The organism is Citrobacter sp. Igbk 14, from assembly GCF_028069825.1.
Lineage (GTDB): Bacteria > Pseudomonadota > Gammaproteobacteria > Enterobacterales > Enterobacteriaceae > Citrobacter.
The window spans coordinates 64537-79478 of record NZ_JANEWM010000001.1; the positions used below are offsets into that span (position 1 = coordinate 64537).

At 50.4% G+C, this 14942-nt stretch carries 12 protein-coding genes; 9 read left to right on the top strand and 3 right to left on the bottom strand.

The features are described from left to right. A complete protein-coding gene (uxuA, locus tag NNN64_RS00285) occupies positions 1 to 1191 on the bottom strand; it encodes a mannonate dehydratase (RefSeq protein ID WP_271440082.1) in 1191 nt (396 codons plus the stop codon). A gap of 202 nt (positions 1192 to 1393) precedes the next feature. Between uxuA and NNN64_RS00290 the strand changes: the two genes are divergently transcribed. The 9 genes from NNN64_RS00290 to yejF all read left to right on the top strand — a co-directional run bounded on the left by NNN64_RS00290 (position 1394) and on the right by yejF (position 13065). Next, positions 1394 to 2860, top strand: a complete 1467-nt coding sequence (locus NNN64_RS00290; protein ID WP_271440083.1) for a mannitol dehydrogenase family protein — start codon at positions 1394 to 1396, stop codon at positions 2858 to 2860. 119 nt (positions 2861 to 2979) lie between these two features. Next, positions 2980 to 3966 (top strand): CobW family GTP-binding protein, encoded by a 987-nt coding sequence (locus NNN64_RS00295; protein ID WP_271440084.1) that lies wholly within the window; start codon positions 2980 to 2982, stop codon positions 3964 to 3966. 34 nt (positions 3967 to 4000) lie between these two features. Beyond that, the gene (locus NNN64_RS00300; protein ID WP_271440085.1) at positions 4001 to 4714 is read left to right on the top strand and encodes a phosphatase PAP2 family protein; all 714 of its coding nucleotides are present in this window, start codon (positions 4001 to 4003) and stop codon (positions 4712 to 4714) included. A 413-nt stretch (positions 4715 to 5127) separates the two neighbouring features. Continuing rightward, complete coding sequence (gene mepS / locus NNN64_RS00305; RefSeq protein WP_121584825.1) at positions 5128 to 5697, top strand: bifunctional murein DD-endopeptidase/murein LD-carboxypeptidase; 570 nt, start codon at positions 5128 to 5130, stop codon at positions 5695 to 5697. 182 nt (positions 5698 to 5879) lie between these two features. After that, positions 5880 to 7439 (top strand): cyclic di-GMP phosphodiesterase, encoded by a 1560-nt coding sequence (locus NNN64_RS00310; RefSeq protein WP_271440086.1) that lies wholly within the window; start codon positions 5880 to 5882, stop codon positions 7437 to 7439. Between the two features lie 100 nt (positions 7440 to 7539). After that, positions 7540 to 9354: an extracellular solute-binding protein gene (locus NNN64_RS00315; RefSeq protein ID WP_271440087.1), complete on the top strand. Its 1815-nt coding sequence runs from the start codon at positions 7540 to 7542 to the stop codon at positions 9352 to 9354. Continuing rightward, the gene (locus NNN64_RS00320; protein WP_040230596.1) at positions 9355 to 10449 is read left to right on the top strand and encodes a microcin C ABC transporter permease YejB; all 1095 of its coding nucleotides are present in this window, start codon (positions 9355 to 9357) and stop codon (positions 10447 to 10449) included. Further along, entirely contained in the window at positions 10449 to 11474 is a 1026-nt protein-coding gene (locus tag NNN64_RS00325; protein WP_271440088.1) for an ABC transporter permease, read from the top strand. The genes NNN64_RS00320 and NNN64_RS00325 overlap by 1 nt, the downstream gene beginning before the upstream one ends. A 1-nt stretch (position 11475) precedes the next feature. Next, positions 11476 to 13065 carry a microcin C ABC transporter ATP-binding protein YejF gene (gene yejF, locus NNN64_RS00330; RefSeq protein WP_271440089.1) on the top strand — a complete coding sequence of 530 codons (1590 nt, stop codon included), beginning with the start codon at positions 11476 to 11478 and terminating at the stop codon, positions 13063 to 13065. Between the two features lie 3 nt (positions 13066 to 13068). Here the strand turns inward: yejF and NNN64_RS00335 are convergent, their stop codons facing one another. After that, a complete protein-coding gene (locus tag NNN64_RS00335; protein ID WP_137384093.1) occupies positions 13069 to 13413 on the bottom strand; it encodes a YejG family protein in 345 nt (114 codons plus the stop codon). A 333-nt stretch (positions 13414 to 13746) separates the two neighbouring features. Further along, entirely contained in the window at positions 13747 to 14937 is a 1191-nt protein-coding gene (locus NNN64_RS00340; protein ID WP_271440090.1) for a Bcr/CflA family multidrug efflux MFS transporter, read from the bottom strand. Positions 14938 to 14942 lie beyond the last annotated feature (5 nt).

The following is a 14942-nucleotide window of genomic DNA, read 5'->3' on the forward strand; positions in this document are numbered from 1 at the left end:
TTACAGCAGATCGCGAAACTGCGTTTTTTTCAGCGCCAGCTCCACGCCGCGAACTTCTGCCAGCCCTTTCAGGCGACCAATCGCGGAGTAGCCCGGATTCGTTTTCTTGTGCAGATCGTCAAGCATCTGATGTCCATGATCCGGGCGCATTGGGATCGGACGCAAATCACCCGCTTTCTTACGGCGTTGTTCTTCGCTCAAAATTGCTGCCACCACCGATACCATATCCACGTCACCCTGCAAGTGTGCGCCTTCGTGGAAGGTTTTCGGGTTTTCTTCACGGCAGGTTGAACGCAAGTGTGTGAAGTGAATACGATCGCCAAAGGTCTCAATCATTTTTACCAGATCGTTATCGGCGCGCACGCCGTACGAGCCGGTACACATGGTGAAACCATTATTGATGCTATCTACCGTTTCTTTCAGCCATTGCATATCTTCAATGGTCGACACGATACGTGGCAGACCGAGGATTGGCCGTGGCGGATCATCAGGATGCACTGCCAGACGTACGCCAACTTCCTCAGCAACAGGCACAATCGCCCGCAGGAATACAGCCATGTTATTGCGCAGATCGTCTTTGCTGATCCCATCATATTCCGCCAGGCGCGCGCGGAATTGATCCAGCGTATAACCTTCTTCGGCACCCGGCAGACCAGCAATAATGTTGCGGGTCAGCTTTTCAATGTCGGCAGCGGTCATTGCATTGAAATAATCCAGCGCCTGACGCTGCTCTTCAGCGGTGTAATCGGCTTCGGCCCCCGGACGTTGCAGAATGTGCAATTCAAAAGCCGCAAACGCAATCTGGTCGAAACGCAGCGCTTTGGACCCATCCGGTAGCTGATATTCAAGGTCGGTACGCGTCCAGTCCAGGATCGGCATGAAGTTGTAGCACACGGTATCAATGCCGCAGGTCGCCAGGTTACGAATACTTTGCTGGTAGTTTGCAATCCACGTCTGATATTGGCCGGACTGTGTTTTGATGTCTTCGTGGACAGGGATACTTTCCACCACCGACCAGGTCAGCCCTTTTTCGGCCAGAATCGCCTGGCGCTTTTGAATTTCTTCTACGGGCCACACTTCACCGTTTGGAATGTGGTGCAAGGCGGTCACAACACCCGTTGCGCCAGCCTGACGCACATCATCAAGCGATACTGGATCGTTTGGTCCGTACCAACGCCAGGTTTGTTCCATTGCTTCACCTCACAAGTTGTTATACCAAATTAAACGACTTTTATGACGACTACCATACAGGCATCCGGTACATGATCAACACATCGCCCATCATTGATTGATCCAGCTCACATTACCCGGATAAATGAGGCACACCAATTCAATTTGTTGTCATATAACTTTATACTGCCATTGTTAATTAATGGTTAATCAGGTGTATTTAATGAAGACTATTGCCTCAGCGTCTCTTGCGGAAAATGTCGTGATGCCTCAGTACGATCGCCAACAGCTAAAAACGCGGATCGTACATTTTGGTTTCGGTGCATTTCATCGTGCCCATCAGGCGTTATTGACCGACCGGGTGCTAAATTCGCAGGGCGGAGACTGGGGGATTTGTGAGATCAGCCTGTTCAGCGGCGACCAACTGATGAGTCAGCTACGCGAGCAGGATCATTTATTTACCGTGCTGGAAAAAGGTGCGGCCGGTAACCAGCCAATTATCGTCGGGGCCGTCAACGAGTGCCTGAATGCAAAACTGGATTCGCTGGCTGCTATTATTGAAAAATTTTGCGAGCCTCAGGTCGCGATTGTCTCGTTAACCATTACGGAAAAAGGCTACTGTATCGATCCTGCCACCGGGTCACTCGATATCACTAACCCGCGTATTATTCACGATCTGCAAGTACCGGATGAACCCCACTCTGCACCGGGTATTATTGTTGAGGCACTGCACCGCCGACGTCAACGTGGGCTGCAACCGTTTACTGTCCTCTCCTGTGATAACATCCCGGACAATGGTCATGTGGTAAAAAACGCCGTACTGGGAATGGCGGAGAAACGCTCGCCTGAGTTGGCTAACTGGATACAGGAGCACGTCAGTTTCCCGGGAACCATGGTAGACCGGATTGTCCCGGCAGCGACTGAAGAATCACTGGATGAAATTGCCCGCGAATTAGGCGTGGCAGACCCTTGCGCAATCAGTTGCGAGCCGTTTATTCAGTGGGTCATTGAGGACCATTTTGTCAGCGGCCGTCCGCAATGGGAAACTGCCGGTGTACAGATGGTTGATGATGTTTTGCCGTGGGAGCAAATGAAACTACGGATGCTGAACGGCAGCCATTCGTTTCTCGCTTACCTCGGTTATCTGGCGGGATTCCAGCATATCAGCGACTGTATGCAGGACCCCACATTTCGCGAAGCGGCTCACCGCCTGATGCTCAGCGAACAAGCCCCGACGCTGCGCATCACCAATGTTGATTTAGACCAGTATGCCGACAGCCTGCTGGAACGCTTTGCCAATCCGGCGCTAAAACATAAAACCTGGCAAATCGCGATGGATGGCAGCCAAAAATTACCCCAACGAATGCTGGACGGGATTCGCGTTCATTTAGCACGTCAAAGCGAGTGGCCGCTGCTGGCACTCGGCATTGCGGGCTGGATGCGCTACGTAAGCGGAATTGATGATTCAGGTGCAATTATTGATATTCGTGACCCGATGAGTGACAAAATCCGCACTATCGTCGAACAGAGTACGGAATCAGAACGCGTCAGCGCGCTGCTTTCACTGCATGAAATCTTCGACACAGACCTCGCACAGAACCCACAATTCGTCGATACCGTGGAACGAGCCTGGCAACGTATCGCCCAGTACGGTGCACATCAGGCTGTCATCGAGACGTTAAAAAGTTAACGATTTCTGCCATTAAACAGGACGAAGTTCGTCTTCGTCCTCTCTGCCCTTCTCTTTTCCCCCGTTTTTCGCCAGGATTGTTAAAAGCCATTACGGTAATTTATGATTCTGGAGTAAACGTGACTAAAACCAATCTCATCACGGGTTTTCTCGGCAGTGGCAAAACCACATCTATTCTTCATCTATTGGCCAACAAAGACCCCGCAGAGAAGTGGGCCGTTCTGGTCAATGAGTTTGGCGAAGTGGGTATCGACGGCGCACTGCTCGCTGATAGCGGCGCATTGCTCAAAGAGATCCCCGGTGGCTGTATGTGCTGCGTTAATGGTTTGCCCATGCAGGTTGGCCTCAATACGCTGTTACGTCAGGGAAAACCGGATCGGCTGCTGATTGAGCCCACCGGTCTCGGACATCCCAAACAGATTCTGGATTTACTGACCGCGCCGGTTTACGAACCGTGGATCGACTTGCGCGCAACGATTTGTATCCTTGATCCGCGCCTGTTGCTGGATGAAAAAAGCGTAGCGAATGAGAATTTCCGCGATCAGTTGGCATCTGCCGATATCATCGTTGCCAATAAATCCGATCGTGCCACGACAGAAAGCGAAATTGCGCTGCAAACCTGGTGGCAACACTACGGCGGCAACCGCCAGTTAGTTCACGCCGATCATGGGCAAATCGACGGACAATTACTGGATTTGCCCCGGCTGAATCTGACGGAGCTTCCTTCCAGCGCGGCACATACTCACCAGCATGCTGATAAAAAAGGGCTGGCAGCCCTAAGCCTGCCTGCGCAGCAACGCTGGCGTCGCAGTCTGAACAGCGGTCAGGGACATCAGGCCTGCGGCTGGATTTTTGACGCTGACACGGTGTTCGATACCATCGGCCTGTTGGAATGGTCACGTCTCGCCCCTGTTGGGCGTGTGAAGGGAGTGATGCGTATTAAAGAGGGGCTGGTGCGTATCAATCGTCAGGGTGAGGACTGGCATATTGAGACGCAAAACGTCGCTCCTCCTGATAGCCGTATTGAACTCATCTCCGATACCGAGACCGACTGGAATGCATTACAGAGTGCATTGTTGAGGCTTCGTTTAGACGTTGGCGCGTAAGGTTGCCTCCGTTTTATGGCAATGGTAAACGACGATGAAAACCCGATACCCACAAATACTCCTGCTTAATATTGCTGGTCTGGCGCTATTTCTGTCCTGGTACCTTCCACACGGGCATGGGTTCTGGTTTTCTCTTGATTCGGGCATCTTCCACTTCTTCAATCATAAGCTGGTTGAGAGCCCGCTCTTTCTGTGGATTGTCGCTGTCACCAATAACCGGGCATTTGACGGCTGTTCATTATTGGCGATGGGTACATTAATGCTGAGTTTTTGGCTAAAAGAAACGCAGGAAGGTCGTCGCCGTATTGTGGCAATTGGGCTGGTGATGCTGCTAACTGCGGTGATATTAAACCAGTTGGGCCAGGCGCTTATTCCGGTTAAGCGCGCCAGCCCCACTCTCACATTCGATAATATTAATCGCGTCAGCGAGCTGCTGCATATTTCAACAAAAGATGCGTCCAGAGACAGTTTTCCTGGCGATCACGGTATGATGCTGCTTATTTTTTCCGCATTTATGCTGCGTTATTTCGGAAAAGTCGCAGGAATCATCGGCCTTATTATCACTGTGGTTTTTGCCTTTCCACGCGTAATGATCGGCGCACATTGGCTCACAGATATCGTGGTAGGTTCAATGACCGTCGTATTGATTGGCTTGCCCTGGTGGTTAATGACGCCATTAAGCGATCGCCTGGTTATGCTGTTTGCCCATTATCTTCCCGGTAAAAACAAACAATTTTTAAACAAATAACGCAGAGTAATTAACATCATCAGGGATACTTCTGATTTCCTGATGATATCTGCCGGGAATTTATCATTCTGACTGTCATTCTCCTGTCATATTATTCCTGTTTAAAATGAATGAATTGCGTGTTTTTTACTCTATCTGTTCTTAATTTAGCCAATGCAGTTTATTCACTTTCTGTATCACTTTTTCTTATAAGAAATCACATAAAATCACTCGCAATGACCGGAGCGATCGGGTAACCTCAGACTCGTTTTGCCTCGCGGGATAATTATTCACTATAAGAATAAATTTGTGCGTTCTGCCACAGATTTGACCTTAAAGAATTGTCTCATCATGCGTTGGTAATTAGTCTCGTCACGTTTGGCATTTTTTATAACGATATTTATCGTTAAGGACTTCAAGGGAAAACAAACAAAATGGTCAAATCTCAACCGATTTTGAGATATATCTTGCGGGGGATTCCCGCGATAGCAGTTGCGGTTCTGCTTTCTGCATGTAGCACAACGAACACCGCGAAGAATATGCATTCTGAGACGCATGCTGTGGGTAATGGAGATAACTCTTCACTGCAAGCCTCTCAGGATGAATTTGAAAGTATGGTACGTAATATCGATGTTAAATCACGTATTATGGATCAATACGCTGACTGGAAAGGCGTGCGTTACCGCCTTGGCGGCAGCACTAAAAAAGGTATTGATTGTTCAAGCTTCGTACAGCGTACGTTCCGCGAGCAATTTGGTTTAGAGCTTCCGCGCTCAACCTACGAGCAACAGGAAACGGGCAAATCCGTTTCGCGCACTAATCTGCGCACAGGCGATCTGGTTCTGTTCCGTGCGGGTTCCACCGGCCGTCACGTCGGTATCTATATCGGCAATAACCAGTTTGTACATGCCTCGACCAGCAGTGGCGTTATCATTTCCAGCATGAACGAGCCTTACTGGAAAAAACGTTACAACGAAGCTCGCCGGGTCCTGAGCCGCAGTTAATTTCGTTTGGCAGCTATCCCTTGGCTATCCTGATGAGACTTATCAAAAGCACTGCTTCGGCAGTGCTTTTTGCGTTGCGCTATGTTTAAGAAAAATCTCACTATACGAATCAATCCAGGTTATAGTTTTACAGATCAAGCCGTTTAATAATAAGCAGATACCCCAGGTAAACATAAGGAACTATGTTCAGACGTCCTTCATCTTCCAGTCGAAATGTCCTTTTTACCTGTATTTTTACGGGGGTAGCCGTCGCGGTACTTGTCAGCACCCTGCAGTTTTTTGCCACCTGGCACAAACGAGATGTTAAGTACGAAACGCTTCTTTCCGATATCGAATATTACATCAGCAGTTACCTCTCAGACCTCAAAAGCACAACAGATGCCCTGCAACCGCTGGTCTCATACAATTGCCAACAAGTTGCCGCCAAGCTGACCGCCAGCGCAGCGTTTAACCTCAATGTACGCGCTTTTTTGTTGGTAAAAGAGGGTATTGCTTTCTGCTCCTCCGCAACTGGCGCGATGGATTCGCCTATTCTGTCGCTGATTCCGAAGCTGGATATCCACAAAGATGTCGATGTGGAATTGCTGTCCGGTACCCCGATGATGCCTGACAAACCGGCGATCATGATTTGGCACCGGAATCCTTCATTTAATAATAGTGGCGTGTTTTCCTCACTGAATATCAATCTGGCACCTTACCTGCTCTATACCGCCCGAGAAGATGATTTTGACGGTATTGCGATTATTGTCGGTGATACCGCTATCACGACATTTTCATCCCAACTGATAGACGTCTCCGCACTTCCGGATACCACCTGGCGTCAGACGACGCTGAAAGGGATCCCCATGAAGATTCGGCTATACGCACAAGAGTGGACGTACACTGACGTCTGGTATGCCGTCATGTTGGGATGTATGGCCGGGATCATGACTGGGTTGCTTTTGTGGTACTACATCTACGCCATTCGTTTACGCCCGGGAAAAGATATTCTCAACGCCATCAAACACGATCAGTTTTATGTGGTCTACCAACCGGTCGTTGAAATGGCGACGCTGGAAGTAAAAGGCGTAGAAGTATTGTTACGCTGGCGCCACCCGACAACAGGTGAGATCCCGCCAGATGCTTTTATTCACTACGCTGAATCACAACAAATGATTGTGCCGCTGACGCAGCATCTGTTCAAACTGGTGGCCCGTGATGCCCCTGCATTAAAAAAAGTGTTACCGCAAGGTGCAAAACTCGGGCTCAACATCGCGCCAACGCACCTGCATGGTGAGAGCTTTAAAGACGATATCCAGCACCTGAATGCCTCCCTGCCGCCACACCATTTTCAGGTTGTACTGGAAATCACCGAACGCGATATGCTCAATCAGCACGAGGCATCAAAGCTTTTTGAATGGCTACACTCTGCCGGATTCGAAATTGCCATTGATGATTTCGGCACTGGCCACAGCGCACTCATTTATCTGGAACGCTTCACCGTTGACTATCTGAAAATCGACCGAGGATTTATCAACGCCATTGGGACAGAAACGCTAACGTCTCCGGTACTGGATGCGGTGTTGACACTGTCTAAGCGTCTTAATATGCTGACGGTTGCTGAAGGGGTAGAAACGCCAGAGCAAGCCCGATGGCTACGCGATCGCGGGGTTCATTTCTTCCAGGGATACTGGATCAGCCGCCCATTAATGCTTGATGATTTTGTGCGTTGGATGGCGCAACCCGATAAGCCAACGTGGTGATCGCACCAGGCGATTTATATATTTTCACCCGCCACCCCAACCGCTATTTCTCAGGCAAGAGGCCTGTCGGGTTGTGGCAGGACAAGGAAACCTCTGTGATATGATTCCTCGCGTACTGCTTCTGTTTATCGCCCTTATCGGGTTTAGCGTTCATGCCCAATCCATCAAAGAAAGCTACGCCTTTGCCGTGTTGGGCGAACCCAAGTACGCATTTAATTTTAATCACTTTGATTATGTTAACCCTGCGGCCCCCAAAGGCGGGCAGCTCACCCTCTCCTCCATTGGTACCTTTGACAACTTCAACCGCTACTCGATGCGCGGCAACCCTGGCGCACGCACCGAAACTCTCTACGATACACTGTTTACCACCTCGGATGATGAACCCGGCAGCTACTACCCGCTCATCGCTGACAGAGCGCGTTACGCCGATGATTACTCATGGGTAGAAATCGCGATTAATCCGCGGGCCCGTTTCCACGATGGTTCCCCCATTACCGCACGCGATGTCGAATTCACCTTCCATAAATTTATGACCGAAGGCGTACCGCAGTTTCGTTTGGTCTACAAAGGAACAACGGTAAAGGCAATTGCCCCGTTAACAGTGCGAATTGAACTCGCCAAACCGGGCAAAGAGGATATGCTCAGCCTGTTTTCCTTACCCGTTATGCCCGAAAAGTACTGGAAAGATCACAAGCTCAGCGACCCCTTGTCATCTCCACCCCTTGCCAGCGGCCCTTATCGCATCAGTCAATGGAAAATGGGACAGTACATTGTTTATTCGCGCGTTAAAGATTATTGGGCGGCAAACCTGCCCGTCAATCGCGGGCGCTGGAACTTTGATACCATCCGCTACGATTACTATTTAGATGATAACGTCGCTTTTGAAGCGTTTAAGGCTGGAGCATTCGACCTGCGACTTGAAAACGATGCAAAAAATTGGGCAACCCGTTATACCGGTAAGAATTTCGCGAATCATTACATTGTCAAAGACGAACAAAAGAATGAGTCCGCACAGGACACACGATGGTTAGCCTTTAACATTCAACGTCCAATGTTTAGTGACCGACGAGTACGGGAAGCGATTACGCTGGCCTTCGATTTTGAATGGATGAATAAGGCCCTGTTTTATAATGCCTGGAGTCGGACAAACAGTTATTTCCAGAACACCGAGTATGCAGCCAGAAGTTATCCCGATGCGGATGAACTGGTGATCCTTGCGCCAATGAAAAAAGATCTGCCACCGGAAGTTTTCAGTCAAATCTATCAACCGCCGATGTCGAAAGGCGATGGCTACGATCGTGAAAACCTGTTGAAAGCCGATACGTTACTCCAACAGGCGGGATGGATACTGAAAGGGCAACAACGGATAAATAGCACCAGCGGTAAACCGCTGACCTTCGAGTTATTACTCCCGGCAGGCAGCAACAGCCAGTGGGTATTGCCATTCCAGCATAACCTACAGCGGTTAGGTATTACGATGAATATCCGCCAGGTCGATAACTCGCAAATCACTAACCGTTTGCGCAGCCGTGACTATGACATGATGCCCAGGCTCTATCGCGCAATGCCGTGGCCAAGCTCAGACCTGCAAATTCTCTGGGCCTCTGAATATATAGATTCCAGCTATAACGCGCCCGGTGTGCAAAGCCCGGTCATTGATAAACTGATTAGCCAGATCATTGCCGCACAAGGGAATAAAGCCAAACTGATCCCGTTGGGGCGGGCACTGGACCGGGTATTAACCTGGAACTACTACATGTTGCCGATGTGGTACATGGCAGAGGATCGTATAGCCTGGTGGGATAAGTTTTCGCATCCGGCTATCCGCCCGATTTATACCATTGGCATCGACAACTGGTGGTATGACGTCAACAAAGCGGCGAAACTTCCCGCAGCCAGAAGACAGGGAGAGTAAATGGGCGCTTATCTGATTCGACGTCTGCTGCTGGTGATCCCCACGCTCTGGGCCATCATTACTATCAACTTTTTTATCGTACAGATTGCACCTGGCGGTCCTGTTGAGCAGGCTGTCGCCGCCATTGAGTTCGGACAAAGCGGTGCGTTGCCCGGTGCGGGCAGTGAAGGTGTGCGTGCCAGCCACGCGCAAACCGGCGTTGGGAATATCAGCGACAGTAACTACCGTGGCGGCCGGGGCCTTGACCCGGAAGTGATTGCGGAAATAACCCGTCGCTACGGATTCGATAAACCCATCCATGAACGCTATTTCAAGATGCTCTGGGACTATATCCGTTTTGATTTTGGCGACAGTCTGTTTCGCAGCGCCTCTGTTCTTACGCTAATCAAAGACAGCCTGCCGGTGTCCGTGACTTTGGGGCTCTGGAGTACACTCATCATCTATCTGGTGTCGATTCCACTTGGTATCCGCAAAGCGGTTCACAACGGTAGTCGTTTTGACGTCTGGAGCAGTGCTTTCATTATTATCGGCTACGCCATCCCCGCATTCCTGTTCGCGATTTTGCTGATCGTCTTTTTTGCCGGGGGCAGTTATTACGACCTGTTCCCGCTACGTGGGCTAGTGTCCGCTAATTTTGACGCCCTGCCCTGGTATCAAAAAATTACCGATTATCTGTGGCACATTACCCTGCCGGTGCTGGCAACCGTGGTGGGTGGGTTCGCCGCGCTAACCATGCTGACTAAAAACTCATTTCTGGATGAGGTACGTAAGCAGTATGTCGTTACTGCGCGTGCCAAAGGCGTTAGTGAGAAAAATATTCTATGGAAGCATGTGTTCCGCAATGCCATGTTGTTGGTAATCGCAGGGTTTCCCGCCACATTTATCAGCATGTTTTTCACCGGCTCACTGCTGATTGAAGTGATGTTTTCACTTAATGGTCTGGGATTACTGGGATATGAATCTACCGTATCGCGCGACTACCCGGTGATGTTCGGCACACTCTACATCTTCACCCTGATCGGCCTGTTGCTCAATATCCTCAGTGATATCAGCTATACGTTGGTCGATCCTCGTATTGATTTCGAGGGACGCTAATGTCGCGATTAAGCCCCGTCAATCAGGCCCGCTGGGCGCGTTTTCGTCATAACCGCCGCGGCTACTGGTCATTATGGATTTTTTTGGTGTTGTTTGGCCTGAGCATATGTTCCGAGCTGATCGCGAATGATAAGCCGCTATTGGTTCGCTATGACGGCAGCTGGTATGTCCCTCTGGTTAAAAACTACAGTGAGAGCGATTTCGGCGGCCCATTAGCAACAAAGGCTGATTACCAGGATCCGTGGCTACAACACCGTCTGGAGAGCCAGGGTTGGATACTATGGGCCCCCATCCGGTTCGGCGCTACCAGCATCAACTTTGCCACCGATAAGCCCTTCCCCTCTCCGCCCTCGGCGCAAAACTGGCTGGGTACTGACGCAAATGGTGGTGACGTGTTGGCGCGTATCCTTTACGGCACCCGCATCTCAATTCTGTTTGGCTTGATGCTGACCCTGTGTTCCAGCGTCATGGGGGTGATGGCCGGCGCACTACAGGGATATTACGGCGGTAAGGTAGACCTGTGGGGACAACGGTTCATCGAAGTGTGGTCCGGTATGCCAACGCTGTTTCTGATTATTTTGCTCTCCAGCGTCGTTCAGCCTAACTTCTGGTGGCTATTAGCGATCACCGTGCTGTTTGGCTGGATGAGCCTGGTTGGCGTGGTACGTGCGGAATTTCTGCGCACCCGAAACTTTGATTACATTCGCGCAGCGCAAGCGCTCGGGGTTAGCGATCGCAGTATTATTTTGCGTCATATGTTGCCGAATGCGATGGTTGCCGCCCTGACCTTTTTACCGTTTATTTTATGCGCCTCAATCACCACGCTCACCTCGCTGGATTTTCTCGGGTTCGGATTACCGCTCGGCTCACCATCACTGGGAGAATTGCTGTTGCAGGGTAAAAATAACCTTCAGGCCCCGTGGCTTGGGATCACCGCGTTTGTCTCCGTTGCCCTCTTATTATCGCTACTGATTTTTATTGGTGAAGCGGTACGCGACGCATTTGATCCCAATAAGGCGATTTAAGATGACACAACCTCTGTTAGCCATTGAGAATTTATCCGTCGGTTTTCGTCAACAAGATACCGTACGCACTGTAGTCAACACACTCTCTTTGCGCCTTGATGCCGGGCAAACACTGGCGCTGGTGGGTGAATCTGGTTCAGGTAAAAGCGTCACCGCGCTTTCGGTGTTGCGTCTGTTGCCCACGCCGCCTGCGGTGTACCTCTCCGGTGATATCCGCTTTCACGGTGAATCATTACTTCACGCTAACGAGCAGACGCTTCGCGGTGTACGGGGAAATAAAATCGCCATGATTTTCCAGGAGCCAATGGTATCGTTAAATCCATTGCATAACCTTGAAAAACAGCTCTATGAAGTCCTGTCGTTGCATAGGGGAATGCGTCGGGAAGCCGCACGGGCAGAAATTCTGACCTGTCTGGATCGTGTAGGCATTCGCCATGCAGCAAAACGCCTTACAGATTATCCGCACCAGCTTTCCGGCGGCGAGCGCCAGCGCGTAATGATTGCTATGGCGTTGTTAACCCGCCCGGAGCTGTTGATTGCCGACGAACCCACAACCGCGCTGGATGTCTCTGTGCAGGCGCAAATTCTGCAACTACTGCGAGAATTGCAGCGTGAGCTGAACATGGGATTGCTGTTCATCACTCATAATCTCAGCATCGTAAGAAAGCTGGCCGATTCCATTGCCGTCATGCAGAACGGTCAATGCGTTGAACAAAACCGTGCCGAGCCATTGCTTGCTGCACCAACCCATACCTACACGCAGAAACTGTTAAATAGTGAACCCTCTGGCGATCCAGTCCCTTTACCCGCCGGACAACCGCCATTACTGGAAGTGAATGGGCTCAGCGTCGCCTTCCCTGTACGCAAGGGTATCCTCAAGCGCGTGGTGGATCATAACGTGGTGGTTAACAACGTCAGTTTTACCCTCAGGCCCGGTGAAACACTGGGGCTGGTGGGCGAATCAGGATCCGGGAAAAGTACCACCGGTCTGGCGCTGCTGCGATTAATCACATCACAAGGCAGTATTGTGTTCGATGGTCTGGCGCTGCATACCTTAAATCGTCGCCAACTGTTGCCAGTACGCCACCGCATTCAGGTTGTCTTTCAGGACCCCAACTCGTCACTGAATCCGCGTTTGAGCGTATTACAAATTATTGAAGAGGGATTGCGCGTTCACCAGCCAACGCTTTCCGCTGAACAGCGTGAAGCGCAGGTAAAAGCCGTGATGGCTGAAGTCGGACTCGATAGCGAAACGCGCCATCGTTATCCTGCAGAGTTTTCCGGTGGTCAACGCCAACGCATAGCCATTGCCAGGGCATTGATTCTCAAACCCTCGCTGATCATTCTGGATGAGCCGACATCCTCGCTCGACAGAACCGTGCAGGCGCAAATCCTCACGCTGTTAAAGTCCTTACAGGAAAAGCATCGTCTGGCCTATATCTTTATCAGCCATGATTTGCATGTCGTACGTGCGTTATGCCATCAGGTTATTGTGTTGCGGCAGGGAGAAGTCGTGGAACAGGGGCAATGCGAGCACGTATTTAACGCGCCACAACAGGCCTATACGCGTCAGCTGCTCGCGCTAAGCTGACGCTCAAAACGGATTGTTGTTTGAAAAAGGTTCTGCGATGGCCACGCCGAAATTTTTCAGCCTGCAGGTCGCGGCAAACTCATCCTGGCGATTCACAAACAGACACGGTTCCCCTTCACATTCCAGTACGGAACAAGGAACTTCAATATCGCTAAGCGCCTGGCTGAGTTTATGCATGACTGACCACGCACTGTCACCATCGGGACTGAGTAATTTTAACGCTACCAGACTATTTTCCGTACTTTGGCCATTTTGCGGAATCGGTTCAACTTTTGAGCCTGCGAAACCCACCGACCAACGATAGCACTGCGGCAGACGATGAACGATTGAGAGTTGTAATGTCATCACTTTCTTTCCCTGGAAGCACAGTCACTTCACAATTATTTTACATCAATATTAACACATCATTGACAATACGTCTTTAGACAGTTGGTAAACGTTTACACCCTGTCCTTAAGCCGCTTTCCGAACCCCGTATTTAAATTTATTCAATGGGTACGGCATGTTTCCGCGCTATATGTACGCGTTTCTGCGATCTAACTCAACCTTTTTAACTACAATGATGTGACTTTTTACATAAATTGATTTTACATAAAATAAACATTACTGGGGGGAATGATGGATTTGCGGTTGATATGCATCAACTCCGGAGGCGTTATAGCCCCCAGGTTGTGTATTAGATCACCGTTTTTTGCTGCGACTGGCGTAGAGATAGAAGAGAATTGAGCTGGTGGCGCAAAACGCAATCGACCAAATCATTGGCCAGGCTGAGTTAAAGGTCGCCAGTGACAAGAGCGCGCCAACAACAGCGCCGATACCAAAACGAAACGTCCCCGCCAACGATGAGGCTGTCCCGGCCATGTGCGGAAACTCATCCAGAATGACCGCCATCGCATTTGATGACACCATCGACACGCAACCTACAAACGCCGCAACACCGACAACCAGAGCCCAGAATCCAACGCCGAACAGTGCGCTGAATACCATCCAGCCCGCCATCACAAACTGGATCCACAGCCCGGTACGGAACATATTTAGTGCACCAACCCGACGAACAAAGCGACTGTTAATGATTGTCATCACAAACAGGAAAACGATGTTCAGTGCAAAGTAATAACCGAAGTGCTGTGGTGAAACATGGTTGATTTCAATGTAGACAAAGGGGCCTGCACTCAGGAAAGAAAACATCCCTGCAAAGCTAAACCCACTGGCCAGCATGTAACTCAGGACGCGCTTGTGGCGAAACAGCGAGGCAAAGTTGCCCAGAGTAGTACGCAAGCGAAACGGCTGACGGCGCTCAACGGGCAAGGTCTCTTTGATCAGCGTAAAGATCATCACCGAGGCCAGAATCGCCGCCACAGCGAGGATCCAGAAGATATAGTGCCAACTCAGCCATACCAGCACCCAACCACCCACAATAGGTGCCATCAGTGGTGCAATCGTCGTCACCAGCATGACAAATGACATCATGCGCGAGAATTCTTCCTTCGGATAGATGTCGCGCATCAGGGCATTGATGACCACGCTTGCCGCCGCAGCCGCCAGACCGTGGAAGAAACGCATAGTGATCAGCTGATCGATAGTTTGCGCCAGCGCACAAGCGACCGCTGCCGCCGCAAACACCAGGGTCCCTCCCAGTATCACCGGTTTACGCCCGATGCTGTCGGCCATCGGACCATAGATCAACTGCCCCACCGCGAACCCCAGAATATAGGTACTGAGGGTCATTTGCGCGCTGCCTGCCGGCACGCCAAATTGAGCAGAGATCACCGGCAGTGCCGGAAGATACATATCGATCGACAACGGCATCAACATGGCCAACAAGCCAAGGATAAAAACAATGGCAATTGAAGAGTTCTGCCGGGTGGTCACATTTA

What these genes read in the sequence shown, in the direction of transcription:
- uxuA (WP_271440082.1), bottom strand. Translation starts at nt 1,191, where the DNA reads ATGGAACAAACCTGGCGTTGGTACGGACCAAACGATCCAGTATCGCTT.
- NNN64_RS00290 (WP_271440083.1), top strand. Translation starts at nt 1,394, where the DNA reads ATGAAGACTATTGCCTCAGCGTCTCTTGCGGAAAATGTCGTGATGCCT.
- NNN64_RS00300 (WP_271440085.1), top strand. Translation starts at nt 4,001, where the DNA reads ATGAAAACCCGATACCCACAAATACTCCTGCTTAATATTGCTGGTCTG.
- mepS (WP_121584825.1), top strand. Translation starts at nt 5,128, where the DNA reads ATGGTCAAATCTCAACCGATTTTGAGATATATCTTGCGGGGGATTCCC.
- NNN64_RS00310 (WP_271440086.1), top strand. Translation starts at nt 5,880, where the DNA reads ATGTTCAGACGTCCTTCATCTTCCAGTCGAAATGTCCTTTTTACCTGT.
- NNN64_RS00315 (WP_271440087.1), top strand. Translation starts at nt 7,540, where the DNA reads ATGATTCCTCGCGTACTGCTTCTGTTTATCGCCCTTATCGGGTTTAGC.
- NNN64_RS00320 (WP_040230596.1), top strand. Translation starts at nt 9,355, where the DNA reads ATGGGCGCTTATCTGATTCGACGTCTGCTGCTGGTGATCCCCACGCTC.
- NNN64_RS00325 (WP_271440088.1), top strand. Translation starts at nt 10,449, where the DNA reads ATGTCGCGATTAAGCCCCGTCAATCAGGCCCGCTGGGCGCGTTTTCGT.
- yejF (WP_271440089.1), top strand. Translation starts at nt 11,476, where the DNA reads ATGACACAACCTCTGTTAGCCATTGAGAATTTATCCGTCGGTTTTCGT.